Annotated in this window: 11 protein-coding genes; 5 read left to right on the forward strand and 6 right to left on the reverse strand. The window is 71.7% G+C overall.

Going from position 1 to position 12,470, the window contains the following annotated elements; all coding sequences use genetic code 11:
• The first annotated feature begins 189 nt into the window (after window positions 1-189).
• From ACF08N_RS13490 to ACF08N_RS13500, 3 genes are all read left to right on the forward strand, one after another.
• Window positions 190-2,871, forward strand: a complete 2,682-nt coding sequence (locus tag ACF08N_RS13490) for an N-acetylmuramoyl-L-alanine amidase (RefSeq protein ID WP_392324743.1) — start codon at window positions 190-192, stop codon at window positions 2,869-2,871.
• A gap of 101 nt (window positions 2,872-2,972) precedes the next feature.
• Window positions 2,973-3,032 (forward strand): trp operon leader peptide, encoded by a 60-nt coding sequence (locus ACF08N_RS13495; protein WP_392325050.1) that lies wholly within the window; start codon window positions 2,973-2,975, stop codon window positions 3,030-3,032.
• 99 nt (window positions 3,033-3,131) lie between these two features.
• Window positions 3,132-5,015: an anthranilate synthase family protein gene (locus ACF08N_RS13500; RefSeq protein ID WP_392324744.1), complete on the forward strand. Its 1,884-nt coding sequence runs from the start codon at window positions 3,132-3,134 to the stop codon at window positions 5,013-5,015.
• 56 nt (window positions 5,016-5,071) lie between these two features.
• Here ACF08N_RS13500 and ACF08N_RS13505 read toward each other — a convergent pair whose 3' ends face one another.
• The 4 genes from ACF08N_RS13505 to ACF08N_RS13520 all read right to left on the reverse strand — a co-directional run bounded on the left by ACF08N_RS13505 (window position 5,072) and on the right by ACF08N_RS13520 (window position 8,965).
• Complete coding sequence (locus ACF08N_RS13505) at window positions 5,072-6,100, reverse strand: 6-phosphofructokinase (protein ID WP_392324745.1); 1,029 nt, start codon at window positions 6,098-6,100, stop codon at window positions 5,072-5,074.
• 160 nt (window positions 6,101-6,260) lie between these two features.
• The gene (locus ACF08N_RS13510) at window positions 6,261-6,938 is read right to left on the reverse strand and encodes a response regulator (protein ID WP_392324746.1); all 678 of its coding nucleotides are present in this window, start codon (window positions 6,936-6,938) and stop codon (window positions 6,261-6,263) included.
• Window positions 6,935-8,179, reverse strand: a complete 1,245-nt coding sequence (gene macS, locus ACF08N_RS13515; RefSeq protein ID WP_392324747.1) for a MacS family sensor histidine kinase — start codon at window positions 8,177-8,179, stop codon at window positions 6,935-6,937. Before macS ends, ACF08N_RS13510 begins: the two co-directional genes overlap by 4 nt.
• A 33-nt stretch (window positions 8,180-8,212) precedes the next feature.
• On the reverse strand, window positions 8,213-8,965 hold the full coding sequence (locus tag ACF08N_RS13520) for a lysophospholipid acyltransferase family protein (RefSeq protein WP_392324748.1): 753 nt from the start codon (window positions 8,963-8,965) through the stop codon (window positions 8,213-8,215).
• Between the two features lie 192 nt (window positions 8,966-9,157).
• Here ACF08N_RS13520 and ACF08N_RS13525 point away from each other — a divergent pair, with 192 nt between their 5' ends.
• Both ACF08N_RS13525 and ACF08N_RS13530 read left to right on the forward strand, forming a co-directional pair.
• On the forward strand, window positions 9,158-9,964 hold the full coding sequence (locus ACF08N_RS13525; protein WP_392324749.1) for an alpha/beta hydrolase: 807 nt from the start codon (window positions 9,158-9,160) through the stop codon (window positions 9,962-9,964).
• Window positions 9,957-10,526 (forward strand): hypothetical protein, encoded by a 570-nt coding sequence (locus ACF08N_RS13530; protein WP_392324750.1) that lies wholly within the window; start codon window positions 9,957-9,959, stop codon window positions 10,524-10,526. Before ACF08N_RS13525 ends, ACF08N_RS13530 begins: the two co-directional genes overlap by 8 nt.
• Window positions 10,527-10,661: 135 nt before the next feature.
• Here the strand turns inward: ACF08N_RS13530 and ACF08N_RS13535 are convergent, their stop codons facing one another.
• Together ACF08N_RS13535 and ACF08N_RS13540 are read right to left on the reverse strand one after the other, a co-directional pair.
• Window positions 10,662-11,426 carry an endonuclease/exonuclease/phosphatase family protein gene (locus ACF08N_RS13535; protein WP_392324751.1) on the reverse strand — a complete coding sequence of 255 codons (765 nt, stop codon included), beginning with the start codon at window positions 11,424-11,426 and terminating at the stop codon, window positions 10,662-10,664.
• A 68-nt stretch (window positions 11,427-11,494) separates the two neighbouring features.
• A complete protein-coding gene (locus tag ACF08N_RS13540) occupies window positions 11,495-12,436 on the reverse strand; it encodes an ROK family glucokinase (RefSeq protein WP_392324752.1) in 942 nt (313 codons plus the stop codon).
• Window positions 12,437-12,470: the final 34 nt, after the last annotated feature.

Below are 12,470 nucleotides of genomic sequence, written 5' to 3' on the forward strand. Positions count from 1 at the left end.
TGTCCCTGGGGGACGTACACCTGATCGACTGGTGCTACCCTGCCGCCCGCGTTCGAAACAGAACAAAAATCAATACAGACTCAGGGGTGGGGCGTGAGCCAGGGGCACCGCAGGGATCGAAAGAAAAGACGGCTCTTTTACGGTGCGGCGGCGGCGGTCGTCGCCACCGCCACGATCGGTACCGTCGCAGTGGCATCGCCCGATCTCGTCGGGCTCGGCGACGACAAGGGCAGCGGCACGGTTTCGCTCCAGGCGGAGTTCGAGCAGGCCGCCGAGGAGTTCGACGTCCCGAAGAGCGTGCTGATGGCGGTCTCGTACCGGCAGACGCGCTGGGAGTCCCATGAGGGCGAGCCGAGCGTCACCGGCGCGTACAACGTGATGGGTCTCACTCAGGTCGACGCGGACGACCTCGAGGAGGACGACCGGGAACACCTCCTCGCGCACATGAACCGCAGCGGCAAGCCGGAGATCGAGAAGCAATTCGATCCCGCCGAGGCGCTGCGCACCATGCCGAAGGAGACCGTCGACACCGACGATCCCCGGCTGCACACCCTCGACGAGGCCGCCGAACTGATCGACGCCTCCCAGGAGTCGGTCAAGACCGACCCGGCAACGAGCATCCGCGCGGGCGCCGCGCTGCTCGCCGAGTACCAGAAGGAGGCCACGGGCGACCTGCCCGACGAGGCCGACGAGTGGTACGCGGCCGTGGCGCGCTACAGCCAGTCGCCGGACCGCAAGGGCGCCGACCTGTTCGCGAAGCGCGTCTTCGAGTCCATACGCACCGGTGAGAGCCGCCTGACGGCCGACGGCCAGCAGCTCACCCTGCCCGCCGACCCGTCCGCCAACCCGGTCAAGCCGTCGAAGGTGCCGCTGGCGACGACGGCGAGCACGACGGCCACCCCGACCCCGGAGTGCCCGTCGGGCCTGAACTGCAACTTCGTCCCGGCGGAGTCGGACGGCAAGCGCAACTACTCGATCGCGAGCCGGCCGGACAACGGCTTCGGCATCCGCCAGATCATCATTCACGACACCGAGGGCAGCTACGCCGGTGCGCTGGCCACCTTCCAGAACCCGGCGTCGTACGCGAGCGCGCACTACCTGATCCGCGCCTCGGACGGTCTGGTCACCCAGATGGTCGAGAACAAGAACCTGGCGTGGCACGCGGGCAACTGGACGGCGAACATGCACGCCGTCGGCATCGAGCACGAGGGCTACGCCATCAAGGAGGGCAGCTGGTACACCGAGCCCCAGTACGAGTCCTCCGCCGCCGTCGTGAAGTACGTGGCCCAGAAGTACGGCATCCCGCTGGACCGCGAGCACATCATCGGTCACGACGAGGTGCCCGGACAGCTGGACGCCAAGGTCAGGGGCATGCACTGGGACGCCGGTCCGTTCTGGGACTGGAACCACTACATGGCGCTGATGGGTGCCCCCACGGGTGCCGGCGGCGCCGGCGGCCCGGTCGGCGCCGGCCAGCTGGTCCGTGTCGTGCCCCCGTTCACCACGGCGAACCAGCCCAAGCTGACCAACAGCGGCAACGCGGTCGCCGCGCGGCCGGCCAACTTCGGTTACCTGTACACGGAGCCGGTCGCCGACTCGACCAAGACCCTGAGCGACCCGTACCTGGGCACCCAGACCTGGTCCGAGGGCTACAACTGGGCGAACAAGGTCCGCGCGGGCAGCACCTACGTCGTCGCCGAGGCCCGCACCAACTGGACGGCGATCTGGTACGGCGGGCAGAAGGCCTGGTTCCACAACCCCGGCGGCCAGTACACCGTGCCCGTCACCGGCGGCACCGTGCTGAAGCTCAAGACCGGCGCGACGGCCCGGCTCTACGGGCGGTCCTTCCCCGAGGCATCGGCCTACGAGGGCACCGGGCAGACCGCGCCGACGGACAACCCGAACTACCTGTCGAAGTACACCTTCCCGGCCGGCCAGGCGTACGTGAAGGCGGGCGCGCCGGTTCTCGGTGACGACTACTTCGGCTCCGCCCAGGTCCGGGTGGAGGGCAAGACGGACGTCTACATCCCGATCCGGTACAACCACCGCATGGCGTGGGTGAAGGCCGCCGACGTGGTGGAGGCCGCTCCCACGGCACCCGACGCCGGCACCACCCGCTTCAACCTCCTGGCCCGTGACTCCGGCGGCTCGCTGTACCAGTACCAGGGCACCGGCAGCGCCTCGGCGCCGTTCTACGCCCGTTACCGGATCGGCGGCGGCTGGCAGGGCTACAACGCGGTCACCGACCTCGGGCCGCTGCGTGCCGACGGCACCGGTGACATGGTCGCCAGGGACGGCTCGGGCTACCTCTGGTACTACAAGGGCAGCGGCAACAAGAACCAGCCGTTCCAGGCCCGCATCAAGGTCGGTCCGGGCTGGAACATGTTCGACATGATCGTCGGGTCGCAGGACCTCGACGGGGACGGCATCGCCGACATGGTGGGCCGCGAGCCCTCCGGCGCCCTGTGGTTCTACAAGGGCACGGGCACGCCGTCGGTTCCCTTCGCCCGCCGTACGCTGATCGGCAACGGCTGGCAGACGTACAACCTGCTCGTCGCCACGGGTGACCTGGACAAGGACGGCAAGGCCGACGCGGTCGGCCGGGACAAGTCCGGGTACCTGTGGTTCTACAAGGGCACGGGCAACTCGACGGCGCCGTTCGCCGCGCGCGTCAAGGTCGGCGGCGGCTGGAACATGTTCAACACGCTGAACGCCACCGGTGACCTGAACAAGGACGGCATCGCCGACATGGTGGGCCGTGAGCCCTCCGGCGCCCTGTGGTTCTACAGGGGCACCGGCGACCCGGCCGCGCCGTTCGCCGCCCGGACGTCGGTCGGCCCCGGCTGGCAGATCTACAACATGCTGATCTGACCCGCACGGCACCTGGCAGCACCTCCGCCCGCGGCCGTCGCGGCCGTCCTCATCGTGGGACGCGCCGTGACGCCGCGGGCGGATGCGTTAGGGTCGGCGTCATGTTCGCGCAGCAGATCCAGAACTGGTGGTGGACCGCACAACGGCGGCCCACCTCCTGATCGCGCGCAGCACCGGATCGAGAAGGCCGCCCGAGGGGCGGCCTTCGGTGTTTCCCGGACCAGCGGCCGTTCCTCTCCCACCCGGAAGGAACACCCCGCATGACCGACAGCCTCATCAGCCGGCTCCTGGACGACGACTGCCCGCCGTTCGCCCTGCTGCACCGGCGTACGCCCGGCCGTGACCAGGGCACCGTCGAGGTGCTGATCGGGGACGTCCACGACGCCCAGCGCCTCGCCGACCTCCCCGCGGGCGAGCGGCCCGCCCTGGCGCTGGTCCCCTTCCGCCAGATCGCGGAGCGCGGCTTCGACGTCCGCGACGACGGGACGCCGCTCACGGTGCTGGTCGCCGACGAGAGCCATGAACTCCTCCTGGAGGAGGTCCTCGCGGCGCTGCCCGCGCACGCCGTGCGGGTCGAGGGCGGGGCGTTCGACGTCGGCGACGAGGAGTACGCGGACATCGTGCGCCGGGTGATCGACGACGAGATCGGCCGGGGCGAGGGCGCCAACTTCGTCATCCGCCGCACCTTCACCGGGCGGATCCCGGGCTTCTCGCGCGCCGACGCGCTGGCCCTGTTCCGGCGTCTGCTGGCCGGTGAGCGGGGCGCGTACTGGACCTTCGTCGTCCACACCGGCACCCGGACGCTGGTGGGCGCGAGCCCCGAGGTGCATGTGCGGATGAGCGGCGGGACGGTCGTGATGAATCCGATCAGCGGCACGTTCCGCTATCCGCCGACGGGCCCGACCGCCGAGGCGCTGCTCGGCTTCCTCGACGACCGCAAGGAGCGCGAGGAGCTGTCGATGGTCGTCGACGAGGAGCTGAAGATGATGTGCACCGTCGGCGACATGGGCGGTGTGGTCGTGGGGCCGCGGCTCAAGGAGATGGCCCATCTGGCCCACACCGAGTACGAGTTGCGGGGGCGTTCGTCCCTCGACGTGCGCGAGGTCCTGAAGGAGACGATGTTCGCGGCGACGGTCACCGGTTCGCCCGTCCAGAACGCGTGCCGGGTCATCGAGCGCCACGAAGTGGGCGGCCGCGGCTACTACGCGGGCGCCCTGGCGCTGATCGGCCGGGACGCGGCCGGCGCACAGACCCTCGACTCGCCGATCCTGATCCGCACCGCCGACATCGACCCGGAAGGGGCGCTGCGGGTCCCGGTCGGGGCCACGCTGGTGCGGCACTCGGACCCGCTGGGCGAGGTGGGCGAGACGCACGCCAAGGCGGCGGCCGTGCTGGCGGCCCTGGGGGTGGTGCCGGGGCGGGCCGATGAGCCGGCCCCGCGGCCACGGCTCGCCGACGACCCTCGCGTACGGGCGGCGCTGGACGCACGGCGGGCGGACCTGGCGCCGTTCTGGCTGCGGATGCAGGCGCCGTCGGCGCGGCTGTCCGGCCATGCCCTGGTCGTCGACGGCGAGGACACGTTCACGTCGATGCTGGCGCATCTGCTGCGTTCGTCGGGCCTGGAGGTGTCGGTGCACAGGTACGACGAGCCGGGCCTGCGGGAGCGGGTGCTCGGCCACCAGGGGCCGGTGGTGCTGGGACCGGGCCCCGGTGATCCCACGGACGCGGGCGACCCGAAGATGCGGCTGCTGCGGGGGCTCGCCGCCGATCTGCTGCGCGAGCACCGGCACGGCCTGCTGGGGGTGTGCCTCGGGCACGAGCTGATGGCGGCCGAGCTGGGTCTCGACATCGTCCGCAAGGACGAGCCGTACCAGGGCGCGCAGGAACGGATCGACTTCTTCGGGCGGACCGAGACGGTCGGCTTCTACAACAGCTTCACCGCGCGCTGCGACGAGGCGGGCGCGGCGGCCCTGCTCTCGGACCGTGCGGTGGAGGTCGCCAGGGACACGGCGACGGGGGACGTGCACGCCCTGCGCGGTCCGCGGTTCGCGTCGGTGCAGTTCCACCCGGAGTCGGTGCTGACGCTCGACGGCGCGGCGCTGGTGACGGAACTGCTCACCGCGGTCCCGGCCCACCGGGCCTGAGCGGCCGGCGGCGCCGCGCGGACGTGGACCGTCCCCGCGGCGCCGGCCCTGCGGGCTCAGCCGAAGAAGACGCCGACCTCCTCGTACAGCGCCGGGTCGACCGTCTTGAGCTTGGCGGTGGCCTCGGCGATCGGCACCCGCACGATGTCGGTGCCGCGCAGTGCGACCATCTTTCCGTAGTCCCCGTCCCGCACCGCGTCGATCGCGTGCAGACCGAACCGGGTGGCGAGCCAGCGGTCGAAGGCGCTCGGGGTGCCGCCGCGCTGGACGTGGCCGAGGACGGTGGTGCGGGCCTCCTTGCCCGTACGGCTCTCGATCTCCTTCGCCAGCCACTCGCCCACGCCGGAGAGCCGGACGTGGCCGAAGGAGTCGAGCGAGCCGTCCTTGAGGACCGCGTCGCCGTCCTTGGGCACGGCGCCCTCGGCGACGACCACGATCGGGGCGTAGCTGGCCCGGAAGCGCGAGGTCACCCAGGCGCAGACCTGGTCGACGTCGAAGCGCTGCTCGGGGATGAGGATGACGTTGGCGCCGCCGGCGAGGCCCGAGTGCAGGGCGATCCAGCCGGCGTGCCGTCCCATCACCTCGACCACCAGGACGCGCATGTGGGACTCGGCGGTGGTGTGCAGCCGGTCGATGGCCTCGGTGGCGATGCCGACGGCCGTGTCGAACCCGAAGGTGTAGTCGGTGGCGGACAGGTCGTTGTCGATGGTCTTGGGCACGCCGACGCACTTGATGCCGTACTCCTCGTACAGCCGTGCCGCGACGCCGAGCGTGTCCTCGCCGCCGATCGCGACGAGCGCGTCGACCTCGTGCTTGGCGAGGTTCTCCTTGATGCGGCGGATGCCGGTCTCTTCCTTGAGGGGGTTGGTGCGCGAAGAGCCGAGGATGGTGCCGCCGCGGGGCAGAATGCCCCGGACGGCGGGGATGTCGAGCGGGACTGCGTCGCCGTCGAGCGGTCCGCGCCAGCCGTCGCGGTAGCCGACGAACTCGTACGCGTACTCCTGGACGCCCTTGCGGACGAGGCCGCGGATGACCGCGTTGAGGCCGGGGCAGTCGCCGCCCCCGGTCAGTACTCCGACGCGCATGGAACTTCCCTTCGCCTGGGGTGGGTGGGCCCTAGGACTGCCACGCTAATGGTGACGCACGTCACCCGGGGATGGGGCGAATGGTCAATTCCTGTACCGCTCGGGGAGGTTGAGCGCACATCATCACTCGTACGGGTAATACCGCGTGGGTGACGGTGACTCAGGCGTCGTCGAGACCCGCCTCGATGGCGTACCGGACGAGCTCCACGCGGTTGTGCAGCTGGAGTTTGCCGAGAGTGTTCTGCACGTGGTTCTGCACGGTGCGGTGCGAGATGACCAGGCGCTCGGCGATCTGCTTGTACGACAGCCCCTTGGCGACCAGCCGCAGCACCTCGGTCTCCCGGTCGGTCAGCTGCGGCGCCTTGGGGCCGTCGCCGCCCGGCGAGGGCGCGGGCTCGGACGCGAGGCGGCGGTACTCGCCGAGGACGAGACCGGCCAGGCCCGGCGTGAAGACCGGGTCGCCCGCGGCGGTGCGGCCCACGGCGTCCGTCAGCTCCTCGGTGCTCGCCGACTTCAACAGGTAGCCGGTGGCTCCGGACTTCACGGCCTCCAGGACGTCGGCGTGCTCACCGCTCGCGGAGAGCACCAGCACGCGCAGCCCGGGCAGGGCCGCGACGAGCTCCTTGCACACCTGGACGCCGGGCAGCTCGGGCAGGTTGAGGTCGAGCACGAGGACGTCGGGGACGGTGGCCTTCGCACGGCGCACGGCCTGCGCTCCGTCGCCCGCCGTGGCGACCACGTCGAACCCGGCCGCCGCGAGGTCGCGCGCGACCGCGTCCCGCCACATCGGATGGTCGTCGACGACCATCACCGTGATCGGCTGCGTCGCTCCGGTCATTTCTCCGCCTTCCCCCGAGGGATCCTCAACTCGACTTCCGTGCCCTGCCCCGGGACCGAGACCAGCTCGGCCGTGCCGCCCAGGTCCCGCAGCCTGCCGCGGATGGACAGGGCCACTCCCATCCGCCCCTCGCCCTCGGCCTGCGCGAGTCTGCCCTCCGGGATGCCCGGGCCGTCGTCCCGGACCGTGACGATCACCTCGTCCGGCCAGTCCTCGACCAGGATCCACGCCTGGGCGTCCACGCCGGCGTGCCGGCGCACATTGTCCAGAGCGGCGCCGGCGGCGGCCGCCACCTCCGCCGCCGCGTGCGCCGGAAGCATCACCGGGGCACCCGGCTCCGAGAGCGTCACGCGCGAATTCACGAAGGAGGCGAGGAGCGTCCGCACGTCGCACGGCTCGTCCGGGTCGGCGTCGAGGCCGGCGCCGGACAGGGCGGTGCGCGGGTCGCTCCCGGCCGGCACCGCGCCGGCGCCCTCCTTCGCCGGAGCCCCGTCCGGCACGGACCGCGGCGTGGGCAGCAGACCGCCCGCCACCAGGCTGCGCAGCGCGACCTCCTGCTCCCCCGCCATCCGGCCCAGCTCGGCGGCCTCGCCGCCGAGCGCGGTGCCGCGCCGCTGCACCATGGCCAGCACCTGGAGCACGCTGTCGTGGATGTCGCGGGCCAGGCGCTCGCGTTCGCGGGTCGCGGCCTCGATCTCCAGGGCGCGGGCGAGGGTGCGCTCGGAGGCGCGGGCGACCTCCACCACGTAGCCGATGGCGATGGAGGCGACCCAGACGAGCAGCACGTTGTGGAAGGTGTCCCGGCTGGGCTCGCCGCGCTCGATGATGTTGGCGACGGCGACCAGCGAGGAGGCGAAACCGGCCCAGCGCCAGCCGCCTTTGATGGCGAAGGCGAGGACGGAGCCCGCCGTCCATATCGTCGGCAGCGTGGGGCCGTCCTGCGTCTGCGCCTGGGCGTCGGCCAGCGGGGTGAGCAGGATGCCGGTCAGCGCGACGGTGAGGTCCGCGATCAGGAACCCGCGCGTGCAGCGGGCCGCGTTGGACACCTTGGGCAGCGTGGCGAGGGTCCAGACGACCATCACGGCGAGGAAGCCGACCGCGACGGCGGGGCGTTCGAACTTGTCCCGCTGGAAGGCGAACAGCAGCACCGCGTAGACCATCGTCAGGACGCGGTAGCCGGCCAGCGCACGCCACAGCGGCAGCTCGACCGACATCCGTACGACGCGTTCGCGCCCGGCCATCTCCCCCACCCCCGAATACAGTGTCCGCTGCGGCTATGCCGCCGGACGCTGCGCCTTCTTCGCCTTCTCGGCCTCCGCCCTGGCGGCCTTCTCGGCCTTCTCGGCGTCGGCGATCTGCCGCTTGGCGGCCGTCGCGTAGATGTCGACGTACTCCTGGCCGGACAGCTTCATGATCTCGTACATGACCTCGTCGGTCACCGAGCGCAGGATGAAACGGTCGCCCTCCATGCCGTGGTACCGGCTGAAGTCCAGCGGCCTGCCGATCCGGATGCCCGGGCGCATGAGCTTGGGGACGATCTTGCCGGGCGGCTGGATCTTCTCCGTGTCGATCATCGCGACGGGGATCACAGGCGCGCCGGTCGCCAGCGCCACGCGCGCGAGCCCGCCGGGCTTGCCGCGGTAGAGCCGGCCGTCCGGGGAGCGGGTGCCCTCCGGGTAGATGCCGAAGAGGCCGCCCGACTCGATGACCTCGATACCGGCCTTGATCGCCGCCTCACCCGCGCCGCGGGCACCGGAGCGGTCCACCGGGAGCTGGCCCACGCCCTTGAAGAAGGCGGCGGTCAGCTTGCCCTTGACGCCGGGCGAGGTGAAGTACTCCGCCTTGGCGATGAAGGTCACCTTGCGGTCGAGCACGGCGGGGAGGAAGAACGAGTCCGAGAAGGACAGGTGGTTGCTCGCGAGGATCGCCGGGCCCTCGGCCGGAATGTTCTCCAGGCCCTCCACCCAGGGCCTGAAGGCGACCTTCAGCGATCCCCCGATGGAGAACTTCATGGCACCGTAGATCAACTCGAAATCCTCCTGTGTGCTCTCGAACAGACCTTAACCCGTGGCGGCCCGCCCTCCCCCGTGCCGGTCGGCGCCCGTGCGGTGACGGCCCTGGTCGGTGTCGGTCCGGTCGCGTACCGTGAAGTACACCTTCGGGCCTCACACTCGCCCCCTGTACATCTCGCGTGTACACCTCACGAACAGGAGACCTTGGTGCCGGTCCTTCCTGGAGCCGAGCCTTTCCGCCACGAAGGCGGCGAGGTCGGAGTCCTTCTCTGTCACGGGTTCACCGGTTGCCCGCAGTCGCTGCGCCCCTGGGCCGAGTACCTGGCGGAGCGCGGGCTCACGGTGTCCCTGCCGCTGCTGCCGGGACACGGCACACGCTGGCAGGACATGCAGGTGACCGGCTGGCAGGACTGGTACGCGGAGGTGGACCGCGAGCTGCGCTCCCTGCTGGAGCGGTGCGGCCGCGTCTTCGTCTTCGGCCTCTCCATGGGCGGCGCGCTGACCCTGCGGCTGGCCGCCAAGCACGGGGACGCGGTTCAGGGCATCGCGCTCGTCAACCCGGCGAACAAGGTGCACGGCGCGATGGCGTCGCTGCTGCCCGTGGTGCGCCACCTGGTGCCCTCCACGAAGGGGCTGACCAGCGACATCGCGAAGCCGGGCGTGGAGGAGGTGGGGTACGACCGGGTGCCGCTGCACGCCGCGTACTCGGTCCGGCAGTTCTTCCAGCTCGTCGACGGCGAGCTGCCCCAGGTCACCCAGCCGTTGCTGCTGATGCACAGCCCCGAAGACCATGTGGTGCCGCCTGCGGACTCGGCGCGGATCCTCAGCCGCGTCTCGTCGACGGACGTCACGGAGATCCTGCTGGAACAGAGCTACCACGTGGCGACGTTGGACCACGATGCGGAGCGGATCTTCGAGGAGAGTTACGCGTTCATCGGCCGGCTCGCTCCGGAGGCCGGGACCACGGGGTCCCCCGCGACGGAGTCCCTGGGAGGGAGTACGACCGGTGGCTGAGCAGCACGATGCGGACCGAGAGCCGCAGCCGATCGACGAGGAGGCGGCGTGGGCGGCCATCGTCGCCGGGTACGGCGAGGAGCCGGCGGACCCGCCGGGCGCCAAGCCGTTCAAGTCCGTCGAGGACCTGGCGCGCCTGGAGGGCGGGGTGAACGAGTCGCTGCCGCCGTCGCCCGAGCCCCCGAAGGAGACCCCCGACGACAAGCCCGCGCTGGGCAGCTCGGTCACCTTCGCGCCCGGCGTCGGGGGCGGCGGCCCCCGCGACTACAAGGTCGCCGAGCCGAGCGACGACGACTTCGACGAGAGCGACGAGGGCCACTTCGTCCCCCCGGAGCCGCCGCCGCTGCCCGAGGCGGACGTGACGGCGAAGTTCGCGTGGCTGGCGGTGGTGGGCGGCCCGGTCCTGATGCTGGTCGCGGTGCTGCTGCGGTGGGACATGACGTGGTGGCTGACGACGCTGTGCATCGGTGGCTTCCTGGGCGGCTTCGCGACGCTGGTGGCGCGGATGTCGTCGGGCGACGACGAGGAAGACGACGATCCGGGGCGGGGCGCGGTGGTGTGAGGGGGTCGTTTCCGGGGGCTCCGCCCCCCCGGACCCCCGCGCCTCTATCTCCCCCTACGGCCTGGCGGCCGTGGGGGGAGGGCGGGTAGGGGAACGGCCCCGCGCAGCGGCCCCCACGCTCCCGCCACGCCCCGCCTACCCGCCCGCAGGCACCCGCAGCGCCGCCAGGACCGGCAAGTGGTCGGAGGCGGCGCGGAGGTCCGACTCCGTCACCCCGTCCAGCCCCCGCGGGACACCGCAGCCCAGCACCTCCACCCCCCGCGTCGCGAAGATCGCGTCGATCCGCTGGTGCGGATCCACGGGGGTCGACGTGCACTCGTCGCCCCATGGGCGCACCGCCCAGCAGTCCTGCAGCGCACCGGCGAGCCGTCCGAAGCTCCGGCCGCCGGGGCGTTCGTTGATGTCGCCCGCGGCGACCGCGTGCGGCGTCCCCATCGCTGCCAGCCGGTCCAGCAGCATCCCCGCCTGGGCGTAGCGCTCGTCCGCCTGCAGGCTCAGGTGGCAGCTGATCACCCCGAGCCGCGCCCCCGCGAGCCGGACCACCGCGGTGGCGAAGCCGCGCCGGTGCAGGCCCGGGGCCAGCGGCAGCAGGACGTCCTCGGTGCGCTCCACGGTCGCCCGCAGCGAGCACAGCAGCAGCGGCCCGGCGGCCGTCGCGCCGCCTGACAGCATCACGAGATCCGTCTTCGCGGCGAGCCGCGCCGCGTGCTTGCGCCAGCGGAAGAAGCGCGGGGCCTCCTGGACGAAGACGAGGTCCGGCTCGCAGGCGCGGATCACCCGGGCCAGCGCCTCCTCGTCGTCGCGCATCGACCGGATGTTGTAGCTCAGCACCCGGATCACGGCCGAACCATCCGGCTCGGTACGGGAGTTGGGAAGGGCGGGCAGCATGCTGATGGCCATGTGGATCAAGATACGACGGTGCCCGCCGCAATCCCACGAGGACGCGACGGGCACATGGTCGTACGGGTTCAGCCCTGGCGGGCCAGGTCGGCGGCACCCACCAGGCCCGCCTTGCCGCCCAGTTGGGCGGCGAGGACCTGGGCGTGCGGGCGCCACTGGCCGCCGATGAGCCAGCGGCGGAAGGACTTGCGGATCGGGTCGAGCACCAGGTCGCCCTCGTCCGAGACGCCGCCGCCCACGATGAACGCCGACGGGTCGAAGAGAGAGGCCAGGTCGGCCAGACCCGCGCCCGCCCAGCGCGCCAGCTCGCGGAAGGAGTCGATGGCGACCGGGCAGCCCTGCCGCGCGGCCTGGCTGATGTGCTTGCCCTCGATGCCCTCGATCGTGCCGTCGCCGAGACCGAGCAGGATGGTCGCGTTCTCCGGCGTGGCGTTGGCGCGCTGCTTCGCGTACCGCACGAGCGCGCGGCCCGACGCGTACTGCTCCCAGCAGCCCTGGCTGCCGCAGCCGCACAGCAGGCCGTCGGGGACGACGCGGATGTGGCCGAACTCCGCGGCGACGCCGAAGCGTCCGCGGCGCAGCTTGTTGCCGATGATGATGCCGCCGCCGAGGCCGGTGCCGAGGGTGATGCAGATGACGTCCTCGTGGCCCTGGCCGGCGCCGAAGCGGTACTCGCCCCAGGCGGCCGCGTTGGCGTCGTTCTCGACGACGACGGGGAGGCCGACGCGCTGTTCGACCTTGTCCTTCAGCGGTTCGTGGCGCCAGTCGATGTTGGGCGCGAACAGGACGGTGGCGCGCTTGTCGTCGACGTATCCCGCCGCACCGATGCCGACGGCCTCGATGTCGTGCCCCCGGCCGGCTCCCGCGACGGCGGCGCAGATCGCGTCGACGATGCCCTCGGGAGTCGACGGGGTGGGCACGGTGTGCGTCTCGAGAATGGTGCCCTCTTCGTCGACCACGCCCGCCGCGATCTTCGTGCCGCCGATGTCGACGCCGATGGTGAGTCCCATGTGTCCCTCAGTATTCGGTCGAGCCCCGCTACGG

The organism is Streptomyces sp. NPDC015127 (genome assembly GCF_043080095.1).
Taxonomy (GTDB): domain Bacteria; phylum Actinomycetota; class Actinomycetes; order Streptomycetales; family Streptomycetaceae; genus Streptomyces.